We start from the raw sequence: 16,520 nt of genomic DNA, 5'->3' as shown, positions 1-16,520 counted from the left end.
TTCGCCCGGATGCCGCCGAAATCGTTGGATCGGAATGACTTTTCGGAAATGATAGGTCTGGTGCAGGAATTGAACGATGCCGATGCCGTGGCGACCCTGACCGGCATGTGTGCCGCCGGCGTCGTGCAGGGGATGGAGCATTGCCCGAAACCTCCGTCCTGTGTGCTGGTCACCGGTGGCGGGCGGCATAATCCGGTTTTGATGGAGATGTTGCGCGTGTCGCTGGATTGCCCGGTCGAGCCGGTTGAGGCGGTGGGACTGGATGGAGATATGCTCGAGGCGCAGGCCTTTGCCTATCTGGCGGTACGCGTGGCGCGGGGCCTGCCAACCTCGTGCCCCGGCACAACCGGTGTTCAGGCGCTGGTCGGGGGTGGGGTCGTCAGCTCAGTCTCGATGGATGCCGTTGGGTAGCGTCACCCAAAAACAGTTCAAAAAAACAACTTGTTGTGCGACGGTTGCCTCGGACCCATGGATTGAGGGCAAGGCATTATGGCGACCAAAGCAGAGCTTGAAACAGAGTTAGAGAAATTACGGCAGCGCAACGCGACGTTGGAGGCGCAGGTCGAACAGGACCCGGAGCCCGAGGACCAGCCCGAGCGCGCCAAGACATCAGATGAAATCCGAAAACTGCTTGAAGAGCATGGAATCGATCTGAGTAAGGCTCAGTCCCTGGGAGAGGACGTGGTCGAGGAATTCGGTCGCTTGCAAAAGGATTATCCGATTACTGCGTTAATTATTGCGTTTTCGCTGGGATACGTTGTCGGACGCGCGCAAGGTTAGGAGGGACCCATGAGCAGATTGAGCAGAAATCTGGTGACGATCTATCGGACGGAGCGTCTGATCGCCCGTCGCCGTCTGGCCGTGGTTCAACAGCAGACTATTTTGATGGGGATCGCGGGCATTGCCGCCCTGTCCGCGTTGGTGCTTGGGAACGTTGCTTTGTTCTTTGCTCTGCAAAACTCCATGTCTCCTGCCTCGGCTGCCGCATTATTGGCACTTGGCAATCTTGCGTTTGCCTGTCTGCTGGTCTTGTTCGCGCGACGCAGTAGCGTTGAGGATGAAGTTGCCCCGGCGGTTGAAGTTCGCGACATGGCCATTGCTGATATCGAGGATGAGCTGGAAGAGATGGCGACCGAAGCGCGCGAAGTTGTGCAGGCGGTCAAAAGCATCGGGGCGAATCCATTGGGTTCGATGACGACAGTGTTGGTGCCTTTGATCAGCATGTTGATCAAAAGCCGAAGCGGCGAATAGGGGGCGCTGCCCCCGTCGCGCAAGCGTGCCTCCCCCGAGGTATTTGGGGCCAGATGAAGAACGGATCTTATGAGTTGAGCGTTCGGGCGTAGTCTTTGGTGAATTCCGTGTAGCCGTTGGATGTGGATTTCAGGTGCGCGCGTGTCCAGTTGTGCAGCTCGGGCAAGTGGTGGAACGGGACGTTTGGAAAGGAGTGATGCTCGGCGTGGTACGGCATGTTCCAGGCCAGAAACCGTAAGACCCGGTTGGTGAAGGTGGTGCGCGAGTTTTCGAGCATGTTTGCCACCGGCGGGCAGAGGCCATGCTCGGCCAGCAGGTAAAGGCGTAAAACGGGTTGAGCGACCAGCACCGGAAGAAGCCAGACCCAGAACAGTGTCGTGCTGTAGGTCAGGCTGATGAGCGTCAAGGCATAGAGGCCAAGCAGAATGCGCGCTTCGGCCTTCATCGCCTTGTGTTGGCGTTTCGGAAGGTAAGGGGCATCCAGGTGGCCGCTTGCGTTTTGAACCAGCACCTTTGCCATTCCGCTCCAATAGGTCCAACCGCTTAGGTAAATCAGCAGGTCAGCCCAGTTCTCGGGGCGCGGTTTTCCATCCAACTCCGGGTCGCGTTTGGGGTCGTTGGTCCATTTGTGGTGGGCCAGATGGAAATACCGGAACCACGTAAAGGGCAGGGCAATTGGCACCGAGACCAGATGTCCGACCACATCGTTCAGCCAACTTGTTCGAAAAGGGGTCTTGTGGGTGCATTCGTGGCTGAGTGTAAAGAGAAACACCAGCAAAACGCCTTGCGGCAGAATCAAGACCGGCCAGAACGGGATTTGCGCCACGATTGCGGCGCTCAGGGTCGCTAGCGCTGCCAGATAAATCAACAGATGCCTCAGCCCGGCGGTGTTCGACCGGCGTTGCAATCGGTCCTTGGTCTCTGCGGGCAGAGAAGCGATCAGGTCTTTGTGGTCCATATGGGCATCGTGAAACCCGGTAAATGCCCGGTCAAGCCCGAAGGGCTAACGGCAAACCGGAGCGCCTTTGCGCTGGGCTGTATCAAAGTGAAAATGTCCAACGTGATAGCGGTCAGCGTCCGGGCCCAGCACGGTACTGAACACACCACAGGCACCACTATGCAGCTCGCGTAAAACCGCGCTTTGGGTCTTGTCTGTCCACCCGTCCTTCACCGTGATTTGTGTCCCGTCCTGAAGGACAAAGGTTGAAATATCGATGGCCCGCCCGCGTGCATGTTGGGACAGGCGCGCGCGTGGCTGGTTGTTCTGGGTCTTGCAAGCGTAGTGCCCCACAACCCGCATCCCCTTGAGCCCGCCGCCCATATCGGCAAAGGCCGGTTTGGCAACGGTTTCGATCCATGTTTTCAGCGTGACCGCCGTCTGACAATCCATCAGTGAAAACTGACTGAGGGCAACATCTGAGATCCGGTAGACCCGAACCGGTTTGGCGATGCCGCAGCCCCGAGCCTTGCTTATCAGGGTTTTGCGTGTTTCGCCCAAAATCGTCCAGTCGCCGCAGACGGCCCCGCGTTCGCGCATCCGCTCGCGCCCTTGTTCCAATTGCATGGCCGCGCATGGGGACAGGTCTTCGGGCGTCTGCGCGGCTGGTTCGGTCGTTGTGGCCTCGCTGGGCAATGAAACATCCAGCGCTTCGCCTGAATCTGCACAGTCCGGGCTGGCGCTTGCGATCCCTGCACCAAGGCAGGCAAACAGAACAGTCAGACAGACCTGCTTCATGCTCACTCGATACTCCGTCACACACGGTTACAGATACAGGATGGTCAAAGCTGGGCTGTCTGTAAACTCAACTTTTCAGAGATTTCTTGGGGCGGGCTATTCCCTTGGGATGTCAAAACCCGGTGCGGCCAGCTCAAAACCTTCGAAATCAAAGCCGGGAGAAACCGCGCAGCTGACCAATGTGTAATCGCCCGTGCTGCGCGCTGCCTGCCAATGGCCTTTCGGAGCGATCAACTGCGGTGCGCCTTTGGACAGGTCAGGTGTGAGAAGGTGATCAGCGGCGGGGCCCTTATCTGTCGCGCTGAGCGACAGAACCAGCGGTGCGCCCGCGTGGTAGAGCCATATCTCGGTGGCGTCGACCCGGTGCCAGTGACTGCTTTCACCGGCCTGCAACAGAAAATAGATGCAGGTGCCGGTGGGGCGACCTGCGTTGCTGGCGCGCCAGGTTTCAGCATACCACCCGCCTTCGGGATGACGTTGCAGGTTCAGGTGGTCGATAATGTCTTGTGCGGTCATGAGTGCCCTCTTGGTTCGGCGCGATTATGCACGGCAATCTACGATCCGCTATGGTATTCGTGCGCCCGAACAATATGTAGTGCGACATGACCCTGACGATCCCCTTCGATAACACCTATGCCCGTCTGCCGGATGCATTTTTTGCGCGGCAGGCACCGGTTCCCGTCCGTGCGCCACAGATGATCGCGTTCAACGACGATTTGGCGAAGTTGCTGCAAATTGCACCCGGCGATGTGCAGGACATGGCCGAGGCTTTTGCCGGCAATCGTCTGCCTGCTGGTGCCGAACCCATCGCGCAGCTGTATTCGGGGCACCAGTTCGGACAGTATAACCCTCAATTGGGGGATGGGCGTGCGGTGTTGCTGGGCGAAACTGTAGGCACAGATGGGGTGCGCCGGGACATACAGCTGAAAGGCTCGGGCCCCACGCCGTTTTCGCGCCGTGGTGATGGTCGGGCGTGGCTGGGCCCGGTTCTGCGCGAATATGTGGTGTCCGAGGCGATGCACGCGCTGGGCGTCCCGACCACGCGTGCTCTGGCGGCTGTGGAAACGGGTGAGACGGTGTTTCGCGAAGGCCCGATGCCCGGCGCTGTGCTGACGCGCGTGGCCAGCAGCCATCTGCGGGTGGGCACGTTTCAGGTTTTTGCGGCTCGGGGGCAATTGGACAGTTTGCGCCAACTGACGGAATACGCCATCGCACGGCACTATCCCGAAGCTGAGGGTTCAATGGGCCTGTTGCGGGCAGTGCGGGACGCGCAGGCCCGGCTGATCGCGCAGTGGATGAGCGTGGGGTTCATTCACGGGGTGATGAACACCGACAATTGCTCGATCGCGGGTGAAACGATTGATTATGGCCCTTGCGCTTTCATGGACACCTATCATCCCAACACGGTCTACAGCTCGATTGACCGGATGGGGCGCTATGCCTATTCGAACCAGCCCGACATTGCCGTGTGGAATCTGGCGCAGTTGGCAACGTCCCTGATTCAGCAGATGGATGACAAGGAGGCCGCTGTCGAACAGGCGACCGAGATCGTTCATGCCATGCCGGAACTTTTGCAGCAGAACTGGTTGACCCTGTTCCGGGCCAAAATCGGTCTGACGGCTGACGAAGACGGTGATCTGGAGCTTGTGACGGATCTTCTGAAACGCATGGCCGAAGGGCAGGCGGATTTCACCAATACCTTCCGGGCGCTGGGCAGCGATGCCGCGCGGGATCAATTTGTTGACCCGGCGAGCTATGACAGTTGGGCCGAGGGCTGGCGCGCACGATTGGAGCGTGAAGCGCAACCGATGGACGTAATGGCCACTGCGAACCCGGCGTTCATTCCGCGCAACCACCGTGTCGAGCAGATGATCCAAGCGGCGGTGCAAGGGGATTACGCGCCGTTCCATCGGCTGAACGCCGTCCTCGCACGGCCTTATGATGATCAGGATGATGCCGCAGATCTGAAACGGCCCCCGGCCAAGAACGAAGTGGTGCACGCAACCTTCTGTGGCACGTGACCGATAGGGCGACACTACTTTCGCACAATCTCCAACACTGCGGCGCTGACGATTAGCGCAGCGCCCAGAAACTCACGCAGGCCAAAGGGTTCTCCGGACAGCACGGCGGCTGAGGCTATGCCGACGACCACTTCGCTCATCAGCAGCAGGCCGACCTTTGATGGGGAAAGCTTTGTCGCAGGCCAAATCGTCATGTAGATCATGGGGAGAATGTAGAATGCCGACAGCAGAGCAAGCAGAAGAACGCGGATCGTCTCGCTGTGCGAGATGGATGGCCAAACCTGCTCGCCCAGCAATGGAAGGCTGAACAGGGACAGGATCAGCGCACCGAATACAAAGGCAAAGACCTGCCCTGAAATCGAAATGCGGCTGGCGCGGTAAAGGCCCAGCGTACCCAAGGCCCAGCATATGCCCGAAGCCAATGCCAGCCAGTCGCCCATGTTCCGCGGCCAGGGCACGAAACCGGAACCACCCAGAACAACAAACAGGCCGCCCAACCCGCAGAATAGACCAGCAAGGCGCATGAGGCTGAGACGTTCGCCCAGAAACAAAACGCCCAATACCGTGCCCCAGATCGGGGTGAGGTAGAACAGCAGGATCGACCGCACGACGTCGGTATACACAAGGCTGATGGAATACAGGCTGAACGCAGCACCGGTGAACATTCCGCTGAGCATCAGGTTGCGCCATTCCCGCACCAGCGTTTGCCGGTCGCTCCAAACAAACGGAAGCAAAGCGATCAGGGCCGCGCAGTACATGACAATCCCGGGCCACGGGCCGGTCAGGCCCTGATCCAGAAAGAACCGCACCGGGATCCAATAGAGCCCCCATAGCGCGCCGCCCATGACCAGAACCAGGCTGGCGCGTGTGCTGTTGTCCGGCTGTGTCTGATGCAGTTCCATTCAGCCCCGTTTCTTGCTGCGGGTGGCCATTCTCTTGCAATCGGATAGAGCACAGCAACAATGGGAACAATCCACAAGTGAGGGTTTAGAGTTCCTTTGCCAGTTTATCGGGCAGAGCGTGAAGATTTCTTACGAAACTATCGCAGCGCGACATCACAGAGGGGTTGTGCACGGCGACAGACGTGGCACTTTGGGTGCAAGCCCATTGGTCCAGCCTTTATGAAACCGTCTTCAACCCTGCGTATCGCCAGTTACAACATCCAGAAATGCCTCGGGCTGGATTTCCGGCGTCAACCGCAGCGCATCCTTCAGGTTATCGAACACATACAAGCCGATATCGTTGTATTGCAAGAGGCTGACAAGCGCTTGCCGCCGCGCCCTGCGGCATTGCCGCATTTCATGTTGGATGAGGCGGGTTGGCAGATCGTCGATCTGGGCGGGGCGGGAAGCCTTGGGTGGCATGGCAATGCGGTCATCTGGCGAGGTGCGGAGATTTCAGTCAGGCAGACAGGGCACCACGAGTTGCCGGGGTTGGAACCGCGCGGCGCGGTCCGGGTCGAGTTTGAAACGCAAATCGGACCGCTGCGTGTCATGGGAATGCATTTGGGGCTATTGCCTGCGTCCCGACGACAGCAGATTTCGCATATCCGGCGCTGTGATGACGATCTTGACCAGATGCCAACCGTCTGGGCCGGAGATTTCAACGAATGGTCAAGGCAACCGGTTCTGGACCATCTTGCGCCCGAGATGAGCTTTCTGCCGCCCCGACCCAGCTTTCCTGCGGCCCAACCCTTGGGCGCACTGGACCGGATCGCGCTGGGCGCAGGGGTAAAGGCCACTGCGCATGGGGTTCACAATGCGCGCCCGGCCCATATCGCATCGGATCACCTGCCTGTGTGGGCCGATCTGACACGTGCTGCTTAAGTTCACGGGAAAGCAGAAATCCCTGTGGCGAAATCCGCGCAGACATACTAAGACAGAGACCCGAGCAAGACTGAGGGGCATCATGTCGGATACGATTATTGGGCGTTGTGAGGCCAAAGGCCTGCGCATGACCGGTCAAAGAAGGATCATCGCGCAGGTGCTGGAGCAAAGCGACGACCATCCGGATGTCGAAGAACTCTATGCGCGTGCCTCTGCCGTCGACAAAGGTATCTCGATTGCGACGGTCTACCGGACGGTCAAACTGTTTGAAGAGGCCGGGATTCTGGAACGTCTGGAATTTGGCGATGGGCGCGCGCGGTATGAAGATGCCGAGCGTGATCACCATGACCACCTGATCGACATGCAATCGGGCGAAGTTATCGAGTTTGTCGACCCCGAGATCGAAGCCCTGCAGGAAAAAATCGCGGCAAAGCTTGGATATAAGCTGAAAGGCCACCGGCTGGAACTGTACGGCGTGCCGCTGGAACAAGACTGTCCCATCACGAAATGCGATTGATCTCCTCACGTTAATTCATCACGCGTGACTGGAATTGTCTTGCCCGACGCCGCCGCATCAGGTTGTTGTGCACAATAGGCACCCGAAGTGCCCTTTTCCTGTGGACGCGCATATGAACAACGTAAACGGCATTCTGCTGCTCATAGGGTCGATGGCGGCCTTTGCACTTGAAGATTTGTTCATCAAGGTCTTGTCGGTCTCTGTGCCGACCGGGCAGATCATGGTGTTCCTCGGTCTGGTCTGCGGGTTCGTGTTTGCGGTTTTGTCGCTGGTCTCGCGCAAGCGGATTTTTGATCCGGTGGCGTGGAAATTGCTGCCAATGGTACGCGCGGCAACCGAAGGGATCGGCGCAGTGACGTTTGTGACGGCACTGTCTTTGATCGATCTGTCGACGGTCGCCGCCGTGTTTCAGGCCATGCCGCTTGCTGTCACGATGGGGGCGGCACTGTTTCTGGGTGAACAGGTTGGCTGGCGGCGCTGGAGCGCCATTGGTGTTGGTTTCATCGGTGTTCTGATGATCATTCGCCCCGGTTTGGAAGGATTCCAACCCGAATCCCTGTTTGTGGTGTTGACCGTCATTGCCATTGCGGCACGGGATCTGATCACGCGCAAACTGGATGTGCGCGTGGCCTCGACCGTTGTGGCAATGCAGGCCTATATCGCCGTTGCGCTGGCCGGGGGCCTTTTGATGGCGATGTCCGGTGCATCCTTCACACCACTTCAGGATGGACAGGCCCTGCCATATTTGGGCGCCGCAGGGTTTGGTGTGATTGGATATTACGGCATTGTTACTGCAATGCGCGTGGGCGAAGCGTCGGCTCTTATGCCGTTCCGTTACACACGTCTGGTGTTTTCGATCCTTGCGGGGATGCTGATGTTTGGTGAGCGGCCAGATATTCTGACAATGGCGGGCGCGACCCTTATCATCGGGTCTGGCCTGTACACCTTTGTCCGCGAACGGAGATTGGCCCGCGAACTTGTTCCAGCCTGATCTTGTTGGCGCAAACAGAAAACTGTTAGCCCTAAAGGGCCGTAAATATGCGTGTTAGCGTTAACGGAAACGGTTTACTTTTGGGCCGGTGCTGCTATGACGCGTGCAACGACTGCAGCCATAGGGACAGGCCTCATGAGCACTATAATCGACATCCACGCACGCGAAATTCTGGACAGCCGGGGCAACCCGACAGTTGAGGTTGATGTGATTCTGGAAGACGGCACCATGGGCCGCGCGGCGGTACCGTCCGGTGCGTCCACAGGCGCGTATGAAGCCGTTGAAAAGCGCGACGGTGACAAGGCGCGTTACATGGGTAAGGGCGTACTTGAGGCTGTCGCTGCCGTGAATGGCGAGATCGCCGAAGAACTTGTAGGTTTTGACGCAACAGAACAGGTGGCCATCGATCAGGCGATGATTGAGCTGGACGGAACCGAAAATAAGGGTCGTTTGGGCGCAAACGCCATTCTGGGTGTCTCGCTGGCCACGGCCAAGGCCGCAGCAGATTTCACCACACAGCCGCTGTATCGCTATGTGGGCGGCACCTCGGCCCGCGTTCTGCCGGTGCCGATGATGAATATCATCAATGGCGGAGAGCACGCGGACAACCCGATCGACATTCAGGAATTCATGATTATGCCGACCTCGGCCGCAAATATCCGCGAGGCGGTGCGCATGGGGTCCGAGGTGTTTCATACACTGAAGAAAGAGCTCTCGGCAGCTGGTCTGGCCACCGGAGTTGGTGATGAGGGTGGCTTTGCACCGAACATCGCATCCACGCGCGAGGCGTTGGATTTCATTCTGAAATCCATCGAAAAAGCAGGTTACAAACCGGGTGAGGAAATCCACCTGGCGTTGGACTGCGCAGCGACGGAATACTTCAAAGACGGCAAATACGTTCTGGCAGGTGAGGGGATTTCACTGTCTTCCGAAGAAAACGCAGCCTATCTGGCGGCGTTGGTCAACGACTATCCGATCATCTCGATCGAAGACGGCATGTCCGAGGATGACTGGGACGGCTGGAAAGCCCTGACCGACGCCATCGGCGACAAGGTGCAGCTTGTGGGTGACGACCTGTTCGTGACCAACCCCGCACGTCTAGCCGAAGGGATCGAACGCGGCTGTGCGAACTCGATGCTGGTCAAGGTGAACCAGATCGGTTCGCTGACCGAGACCCTGCGCGCAGTCGATATGGCCCACCGCGCGCGTTACACCAACGTGATGTCCCACCGCTCGGGCGAGACCGAGGACGCCACCATCGCCGATCTGGCTGTGGCGACCAATTGCGGTCAGATCAAAACCGGCTCGCTGGCGCGGTCGGACCGCTTGGCCAAATACAACCAGCTGATCCGCATTGAGGAATCGCTGGGCGAAGTTGCGGAATATGCGGGAGCGTCGATTCTTCGCAAATGACCCGTCTGGTGCTAGGCTGAATCTCGGACGATATCCGGGGGTCACGTCTTGCTGAAAATTATTGAACCAGAAACGCCGGACCAGCTAAACGCGGTTCGGCGTTTGTGTTGGGACTACCGGGATTTCCTGCTGACCCTGGATGAGCGATCCGTGCAGATCGTCAAAACATTTTACCCCAGGGACAAATACGCCCGTTTAATGGACGCAATCGAGGTGGATCACGCACCGCCCGACGGTGGAATCAAGTTGGCCATGCTGGAAGGAGAGCCGATTGGTTGCGGCATGTTTCATACAATCGCGCCCGGCGTGGCCGAGATAAAGCGGGTGTATGTGACGGATGCGGCAAGAGGGTCTGGCGCAGGGTGTGCGATCATGCTGTCGCTGATTGAAACCTGTCGGGATCTTGGCTTCGATCATATCCGGATGGACACCGGAAAACCGCTGAAAACCGCGACTCGGTTATACCTGTCTTTGGGGTTCCATTTGCGCGACGCTTACTACGAGGTTCCGGAAGTTGCCCAAGACAACCTTCTTTTTTTTGAAATGCCACTCACGGAAGTCAAAAAAAGTAAAAATATCGATAAATGAATTTAATCAGCGCGTTACTCGCCGTCATGGCCTGCTTTGATCGCGGTAAGTCAGCTTAAAAATAATTATGTGTGAACTTGTTACTAACAAAGTCCACTCTGAATCCCGTAACCTCGGTTCATTGCAGAAAGGGGGCTAAGATGTCTGTATCAAAATTCCTTCTGATGATCGCCGCAACGTCCATTACCATTCTGTCCGCGTGTGCGGGTCCGGGAACCTACCCGATAACCGGGGAAGAAGTATCGGCGAATGATCCGGTTCAGGATATGAATCCCGCCAATATCTTCCGGGGAGAATCGCGCTAAAGCGCCTTGCTCATCAGCATGTACTTATCGCGGGGTCTGAACCCGGTACGCAGGTACAGTTTCTGAGCGGCCTCGTTGGTTCTGTCCACTTCAAGGTGAAGCGCGGTCAGACCTGCTCCGGCCAGTGCTTTTGGAAGATCCAGTAAAACCTCGGTGGCGATGCCACGGCCGCGTACGGCAGGGCGGATATAGATTTCATCTACGAACCCGTCCATGCCGCCGAACTCGACTGACCAGCCAAAGGTCAGGATGATATAGCCCAACGGCGCGCGTCCCGGGCCAATCAGATAGACACAGCCATGGGGGATGCCTTCCAGCAAGGGGGCCAGGGCGTTTCGGGTCTTGTCGGCGTCCTGTTCGATCCGCGCTTCGGTGTGAAACGCAGTAACCAGCGCCATCAGGCGGTCCAGATCTTCGGGGCGCGCAAGGCGCAGAGCGGCGCTCATAGTCGGGCCAGCCTTTCTGTCAGCAGGGCAAAAAAGCCGTCCGCGTCGAGGTCGCCAACAAACAGCGCATTGGGTGCACGGTCAGTCACGCCCCACCAATCGGCGACAGTCATGCCCATGGTCAGTTCCGACCGGGTCTCAACCTCGACATTTACATGACGGCCCGAGAACAATTCGGGCCGTATCAGATAAGCGGTCACGCAGGGGTCATGCAGAGGGGCACCCGCACTGCCGTATTTTTCCTTGTCGAAGCGTTCAAAAAAGTCGGTCATTTCCGCCACTGCAATGCCGACCTTGTTTCCCAATGCCCGGAACGCATCATTACGGGGTTTGGTGACCAGCGCCTTGTGAGTGACATCCAGCGACATGACCACGATGGGCCTGCCGGATCTGAAAACAATATCAGCGGCTTCCGGGTCGACATGGATGTTGAATTCGGCCGTGGGGGTGATGTTGCCCACTTCGAAATAGGCACCGCCCATCAGAACGATTTCCTGCACCCGATCGACGATGTCGGGGGCCTTGCGGAACGCCATTGCGATGTTGGTCAGCGGCCCCAACGGGCAAAGAGTCACGGTGCCTGCTTCATGTTTGCGCAGCGTCTCGATGATGAAATCAACCGCATGTCCGTCCGCCAGAGGCATTTCAGGGTCTGGCAGAACGGGTCCGTCCAACCCGGTTTTGCCATGTACATGTTCTGCCGTGACCAGAGGGCGGATCAGAGGGCGGTCGCAGCCCGCATAGACAGGTACATCCGTCCGGTCTGCCAGTTCGCAGACGATGCGCGCGTTCTTGGCGGTCAGCGTCAGCGGCACATTTCCGGCAACGGCCGTGATGCCCAGAACCTCGATCTCATCCGGGCTGGCCAGGGCCAGCAGGATGGCGACGGCGTCGTCTTGTCCGGGGTCGGTGTCGATGATGATTTTGCGCGGTGCCATTGTGCCTCCGGGGTCTTGAAGCGCGGACACTCGCAAGTGTCACCGCACTTGTCCAGCAGTTTCAGGCCCCGGTCGGCGCGTCCACCGGCGGGAGTTTGCCATTGGCGCGATGCTCTTCGGTTTTAACCTCGTCCCAAAGCGCATCCATTTCAGCAAGATCGCTTTGCGCGGGGGTTTTGCCGCGCTCGGCCAAGCGGGCTTCGACCTGTTCAAAGCGGCGGGTGAACTTGGCATTGGTGCGGCGCAGGGCGGCTTCGGGTTCGATACCCAGATGGCGACCCAGATTGACTATCACAAACAGGAGATCGCCGAATTCGTCCTCCAATGCATCGGCGTCCATCGTATCGCGCGCTTCTTCCAGTTCAGCCGCTTCTTCGGTGATCTTGGCCAGCACATGGCTGGCATCGGGCCAGTCGAATCCCACGCGGGCCGCACGTTTTTGCAGTTTGTGCGCGCGCAGCAGGGCGGGAAGGTTCGCCGCGACACCGTCCAACGCGCCCTTTTGTTCCTTACCTGCACGCTCGGCGGCCTTGATTGCTTCCCAATCCCTGGTCTGCTGATCGGCTGACTTGTCGCGGGATTCGTCACCAAACACATGCGGATGGCGGCTGACCATCTTGTCCGACATGGTTCGAACCACGTCCTGAAAGGTGAAATGACCGGCCTCTTCGGCCATTTGCGCGTGAAAGACGGATTGGAACAACAGGTCGCCCAACTCTCCTTTCAGCTCATCATAGGCTTCACGTTCGATGGCGTCGGCGACTTCATACGCCTCTTCAATCGTATAGGGCGCAATGGTCGCGAAATCCTGCTCGATATCCCACGGGCAGCCACTTTGCGGATCGCGCAGGCGACGCATGATTTCCAGCAAACGTTCGATACCAGCATCGCTGTCGTGGATCAGAGGATTTTCGGCCATTGCGAACCCTTTCGTTCCGGTGTCAGATGCATCCATTCCGCAGTCCCGATCAGGAGTCCACCCCAGATGCCCGTCGTCAACCGAATTGCCGATTTCTCAGCCGACATGGCTGCATGGCGCCAGCACTTGCACACGATCCCCGAACTGGAGTTCGAATGCCATGAAACGGCGGGTTTTGTGGCCGAGCGGCTGCGCGAGTTCGGGGTGGATGAACTGCATGAAGGTATCGCCAAAACCGGAATGGTTGCGATCATCAACGGGCAGGCGGATGGCCCGACCATCGGCCTGCGCGCGGATATGGACGCTCTGCCCATCGCCGAGGAAACCGGGGTGGAGTACGCGTCGACACATCCGGGCAAGATGCATGCCTGCGGGCATGACGGGCACACAACGATGCTGCTGGGGGCTGCGCGCTATCTGGCCGAAACGCGGAATTTCCGTGGCCGTGTCGCACTGATCTTTCAGCCTGCCGAGGAAGAAGGCGGCGGTGCTGGCGTGATGGTGGAAGAGGGCATCATGGAGCGGTTCGACATTTCTCAGGTCTATGCGCTGCATAACGCGCCGGGATTTGCAGAAGGCGCGTTCTACACCACGCCCGGGCCGATCATGGCGGCAGTTGATACGTTCGAGGTTCATATCCAGGGTGTCGGTGGCCACGGTGCCATGCCGCATGAAACGCGTGACCCCGTGATGGCGGCCTGTGGCATCGCGCAAGCTATTCAGACGATTGTCAGCCGCAACCACTATGCCTTGGACGATCTGGTGGTTTCGGTCACGCAAATCCATTCGGGCACGGTCAATAACGTGATTCCCGATACGGCCTATATCAATGGAACGGTACGCACGTTCGATCCGGCTGTGCAGAAAATGGTGATGGAGCGAATGGAGCAGATCGTGCAGGGGCAGGCGGTGTCTTACGGGGTTGAGGCAAGACTGGACTATGATGTCAATTATCCAGCAACGATCAATGATGCCGAAAAAGCAAACTTCGCTGCTGACGTGGCACGCGACGTCGCGGGCGAGGATCGGGTGATCGCCAACGCTGGTCGCGAAATGGGCGCTGAGGATTTCTCGTACATGCTGCAGGAACGGCCCGGCGCGTATCTGTTTCTGGGGCAAGGCGATGGGGCAGGGCTGCACCATCCCAAGTACAACTTCAACGACGATATCGCACCGGTCGGCGCGTCCTTTTTCGCACGCATTGTGGAAAAAGCGCAGCCGTTGGGCTGATGGGGTAAACAGATGGCACTGGAAGACGCAAAGAACCAGGTGGACGAGGCGTTCACCAACCCGGACCTGAAAGGGTTGTCTTATGAAAATACCTTTGGCGGGGCGACCTCGTTCCTGCGACGGCTCTACACCAAAGATCTAAGCGGCGTGGACATCGCGGTGACTGGGGTGCCTTTTGATCAGGCCGTCACCAACCGCCCCGGCACGCGCCTTGGCCCGCGTGCGATCCGCGAGGCCAGCGCCCTGCAATCACCTGACGCGCCTTATGGGTGGCCTTTTGATGCGCTCAGCGAACTGGCCATCGTGGACTACGGAGACATGGCTTATGACTATGCCAATATCCCGGCCTTTCCCGACACGCTAACCGATCATATCCGCACCATTCTGGCGGCCGATGTAGCGTCTGTCACGCTGGGCGGGGACCACTATATCAGTTTCCCGATCCTGAAAGCTTATGCCGAGAAATACGGGCCCATGTCATTGCTGCAATTCGATGCGCACACAGACACTTGGGCCGATGATGATATGTCCCGCGTTGATCATGGGACCATGTTCTACAAGGCGGTGAAGTCTGGGATCGTAGACCCAAAGCGGTCCGTTCAGGTTGGCATTCGCACGCACAACGAGGACACGCTGGGCGTAAACATCATCGACGCGCGTGAGGTCTATGAAGCAGGCCCCGCCGCCGTTGCGCAAAAGATTAAAGGTATACTGGGCAACAGCCCCGTTTACCTGAGTTTCGACATCGACGGGCTGGATCCGGCCTTTGCGCCGGGCACCGGCACGCCTGTCTGGGGCGGGCTCAGTTCGATCCAAGCGCAGATCATCTTGCGCGACATTGCCGGTATCAACATCAAAGGCGGAGACGTGGTCGAGGTCTCTCCACCCTTTGACACATCCGGCGCAACGGCGATTGCCGGGGCACATGTCGCGACGCAGATCATCTGTCTGCTGGGCTGGGACAAGTTGGCAAAGGCGAAAGAGTAAACCCGTTGGGGTACGCGTTAACTTCTGGTTAGCCATACTTCCGGTATGTGCTGGAAGACGTGAAAAAAAGGATGGGGCGGCACGCGCATGACAGAATTCAACCAACCAGTCAGCGGCAACGATCTTGCGCGGTTTTCCGGGCCGAACACGTTTATGCGCCTTCCGCAGGCCGCGTCTCTGGCGGGGCTGGACGTGGCGGTGCTTGGCATTCCGATGGATATCGGCACTTCATGGCGGTCGGGCACACGGTTTGGCCCGAAACAGATCCGCAGCGAAAGCGCGATGATCCGGCCCTATAACATGGCCACGTCGGCGGCCCCGTTCGACAGTTTACAGATCGCTGATATCGGGGATCTGGCGATCAACACTTTCTCATTGTCGGACAGCCTGAGGATCATCAAAGAAAGCTATGATGCGATACTGGCAAAGAATGTGATCCCGGTGGCGATGGGGGGCGATCATTCGATCACCTTGCCGATCCTGCGGGCGATTGCGGCCAAGCACGGGCCGGTGGCCCTGGTGCATGTGGATGCCCATGCGGACGTGAATGACGAGATGTTTGGTGAAAAGGAAACCCACGGCACCGTTTTCCGTCGCGCGTACGAAGAAGGGCTGATCGTTCCTGACAAAACCTTTCAGATCGGCATTCGTGGATCTGGCTACGCGGCTTCGGACTTTACCGAGGCCAAGGATTGGGGATTCCGGCAGTTCCCCGCCTGGGAGCTGTGGCAGCAGAACCTGACCCAGATCGGCTCGCAGATTCGCAAGACCGTCGGTGAGCATCCAGTTTATTTCACGTATGACATCGACAGCCTGGATCCGGCCTTTGCTCCGGGCACCGGCACACCAGAGATTGCCGGGCTGACGACACCACAGGCGCTGCAACTGATCCATGCGTTGCAGGGGGTGAACGTGGTGGGATGCGATCTGGTCGAGGTCTCACCACCCTATGACCCCTCTGGCAACACGGCGCTGACGGCAGCGAACCTGATCTATGAGATGCTGTGCATCCTGCCGGGGGTGACGTCACGGTAAAGCGGGGCGGAACGACTTGCCCCGACGCCTGATACGCATAGGGTTTCTTCAAAAGGACAGCGCGGGATGAAAAAGATGGTTCTTTGGGGAGTGATCGCGCTTGTGATCGGGCTGGGCGCATACATTCGTCTGGCCCCGTCAGATCCCGTACAATGGCATGTTGCACCGGTCGCACCCGTGGATCAGGACCTGCCCGGCGGTGTGGTGCGCGTTGTCGAAACCGGTCCCGACGGGTTGCAGCGGCTGGACCAGATCATCCGCGCCACGCCCCGCACATCGGTTTTGGCCGGGTCCTTCGATGCAGGCATGATCACCTAT

At 58.4% G+C, this 16,520-nt stretch carries 20 protein-coding genes and 1 pseudogene; 14 read left to right on the top strand and 7 right to left on the bottom strand.

Annotated elements, in window-relative coordinates:
* The 3 genes from AC2FNU_RS18975 to AC2FNU_RS18965 all read left to right on the top strand — a co-directional run.
* On the top strand, nt 1–411 hold a 411-nt coding region (locus AC2FNU_RS18975; protein ID WP_496791604.1), incomplete at its 5' end, for an anhydro-N-acetylmuramic acid kinase.
* Nucleotides 412–489: 78 nt separating this feature from the next.
* Nucleotides 490–780: a hypothetical protein gene (locus tag AC2FNU_RS18970; RefSeq protein ID WP_496791603.1), complete on the top strand. Its 291-nt coding sequence runs from the start codon at nt 490–492 to the stop codon at nt 778–780.
* 9 nt (nt 781–789) lie between these two features.
* On the top strand, nt 790–1,251 hold the full coding sequence (locus tag AC2FNU_RS18965; RefSeq protein ID WP_496791602.1) for a hypothetical protein: 462 nt from the start codon (nt 790–792) through the stop codon (nt 1,249–1,251).
* A gap of 67 nt (nt 1,252–1,318) precedes the next feature.
* On the opposite strand, the gene AC2FNU_RS18960 is transcribed toward AC2FNU_RS18965, so the two are convergent.
* The 3 genes from AC2FNU_RS18960 to AC2FNU_RS18950 all read right to left on the bottom strand — a co-directional run bounded on the left by AC2FNU_RS18960 (nt 1,319) and on the right by AC2FNU_RS18950 (nt 3,502).
* Complete coding sequence (locus AC2FNU_RS18960) at nt 1,319–2,209, bottom strand: fatty acid desaturase (RefSeq protein WP_496791598.1); 891 nt, start codon at nt 2,207–2,209, stop codon at nt 1,319–1,321.
* A gap of 45 nt (nt 2,210–2,254) precedes the next feature.
* Nucleotides 2,255–2,986 carry an extensin-like domain-containing protein gene (locus AC2FNU_RS18955; protein ID WP_496791606.1) on the bottom strand — a complete coding sequence of 244 codons (732 nt, stop codon included), beginning with the start codon at nt 2,984–2,986 and terminating at the stop codon, nt 2,255–2,257.
* Nucleotides 2,987–3,082: 96 nt separating this feature from the next.
* A complete protein-coding gene (locus tag AC2FNU_RS18950; protein ID WP_496791594.1) occupies nt 3,083–3,502 on the bottom strand; it encodes a cupin domain-containing protein in 420 nt (139 codons plus the stop codon).
* An 86-nt stretch (nt 3,503–3,588) separates the two neighbouring features.
* Here AC2FNU_RS18950 and AC2FNU_RS18945 point away from each other — a divergent pair, with 86 nt between their 5' ends.
* Entirely contained in the window at nt 3,589–5,007 is a 1,419-nt protein-coding gene (locus AC2FNU_RS18945; protein WP_496791590.1) for a protein adenylyltransferase SelO, read from the top strand.
* 14 nt (nt 5,008–5,021) lie between these two features.
* On the opposite strand, the gene AC2FNU_RS18940 is transcribed toward AC2FNU_RS18945, so the two are convergent.
* Nucleotides 5,022–5,909, bottom strand: coding sequence for a DMT family transporter (locus tag AC2FNU_RS18940; RefSeq protein WP_496791587.1), 888 nt, complete (start codon nt 5,907–5,909; stop codon nt 5,022–5,024).
* Nucleotides 5,910–6,128: 219 nt separating this feature from the next.
* Here AC2FNU_RS18940 and AC2FNU_RS18935 point away from each other — a divergent pair, with 219 nt between their 5' ends.
* The 6 genes from AC2FNU_RS18935 to AC2FNU_RS18910 all read left to right on the top strand — a co-directional run bounded on the left by AC2FNU_RS18935 (nt 6,129) and on the right by AC2FNU_RS18910 (nt 10,647).
* Nucleotides 6,129–6,833 carry an endonuclease/exonuclease/phosphatase family protein gene (locus AC2FNU_RS18935; RefSeq protein WP_496791585.1) on the top strand — a complete coding sequence of 235 codons (705 nt, stop codon included), beginning with the start codon at nt 6,129–6,131 and terminating at the stop codon, nt 6,831–6,833.
* Nucleotides 6,834–6,915: 82 nt separating this feature from the next.
* Nucleotides 6,916–7,350, top strand: a complete 435-nt coding sequence (locus tag AC2FNU_RS18930) for a Fur family transcriptional regulator (protein ID WP_496791580.1) — start codon at nt 6,916–6,918, stop codon at nt 7,348–7,350.
* A gap of 112 nt (nt 7,351–7,462) precedes the next feature.
* Entirely contained in the window at nt 7,463–8,341 is an 879-nt protein-coding gene (locus AC2FNU_RS18925; protein WP_496791576.1) for a DMT family transporter, read from the top strand.
* 135 nt (nt 8,342–8,476) lie between these two features.
* Entirely contained in the window at nt 8,477–9,754 is a 1,278-nt protein-coding gene (gene eno, locus AC2FNU_RS18920; RefSeq protein WP_496791572.1) for a phosphopyruvate hydratase, read from the top strand.
* 150 nt (nt 9,755–9,904) lie between these two features.
* Nucleotides 9,905–10,342, top strand: a complete 438-nt coding sequence (locus AC2FNU_RS18915; protein WP_496791568.1) for a GNAT family N-acetyltransferase — start codon at nt 9,905–9,907, stop codon at nt 10,340–10,342.
* 140 nt (nt 10,343–10,482) lie between these two features.
* A complete protein-coding gene (locus tag AC2FNU_RS18910; RefSeq protein WP_496791564.1) occupies nt 10,483–10,647 on the top strand; it encodes a hypothetical protein in 165 nt (54 codons plus the stop codon).
* Here the strand turns inward: AC2FNU_RS18910 and AC2FNU_RS18905 are convergent.
* From AC2FNU_RS18905 to mazG, 3 genes are all read right to left on the bottom strand, one after another.
* Nucleotides 10,644–11,093, bottom strand: a complete 450-nt coding sequence (locus AC2FNU_RS18905; protein ID WP_496791559.1) for a GNAT family N-acetyltransferase — start codon at nt 11,091–11,093, stop codon at nt 10,644–10,646. The two genes, AC2FNU_RS18910 and AC2FNU_RS18905, sit on opposite strands and share 4 nt — an antisense overlap.
* The gene (locus AC2FNU_RS18900) at nt 11,090–12,031 is read right to left on the bottom strand and encodes a nucleoside hydrolase (RefSeq protein WP_496791554.1); all 942 of its coding nucleotides are present in this window, start codon (nt 12,029–12,031) and stop codon (nt 11,090–11,092) included. Before AC2FNU_RS18900 ends, AC2FNU_RS18905 begins: the two co-directional genes overlap by 4 nt.
* A gap of 61 nt (nt 12,032–12,092) precedes the next feature.
* The gene (gene mazG, locus AC2FNU_RS18895; protein WP_496791605.1) at nt 12,093–12,950 is read right to left on the bottom strand and encodes a nucleoside triphosphate pyrophosphohydrolase; all 858 of its coding nucleotides are present in this window, start codon (nt 12,948–12,950) and stop codon (nt 12,093–12,095) included.
* Between the two features lie 66 nt (nt 12,951–13,016).
* On the opposite strand from mazG, the gene AC2FNU_RS18890 reads away from it, so the two are divergent.
* The 4 genes and pseudogenes from AC2FNU_RS18890 to AC2FNU_RS18875 all read left to right on the top strand — a co-directional run.
* The gene (locus AC2FNU_RS18890) at nt 13,017–14,180 is read left to right on the top strand and encodes a M20 aminoacylase family protein (protein ID WP_496791549.1); all 1,164 of its coding nucleotides are present in this window, start codon (nt 13,017–13,019) and stop codon (nt 14,178–14,180) included.
* Between the two features lie 12 nt (nt 14,181–14,192).
* Complete coding sequence (gene speB / locus AC2FNU_RS18885; protein ID WP_496791544.1) at nt 14,193–15,167, top strand: agmatinase; 975 nt, start codon at nt 14,193–14,195, stop codon at nt 15,165–15,167.
* A gap of 87 nt (nt 15,168–15,254) precedes the next feature.
* Nucleotides 15,255–16,202 (top strand): agmatinase, encoded by a 948-nt coding sequence (gene speB / locus AC2FNU_RS18880; RefSeq protein WP_496791540.1) that lies wholly within the window; start codon nt 15,255–15,257, stop codon nt 16,200–16,202.
* A gap of 66 nt (nt 16,203–16,268) precedes the next feature.
* A pseudogene (locus tag AC2FNU_RS18875) lies at nt 16,269–16,520 on the top strand (DUF1499 domain-containing protein); the annotation flags it as partial.

Source organism: Ruegeria sp. BHSB064 (genome assembly GCF_059613205.1).
This window is presented reverse-complemented; position numbering and strand designations above follow the sequence as displayed.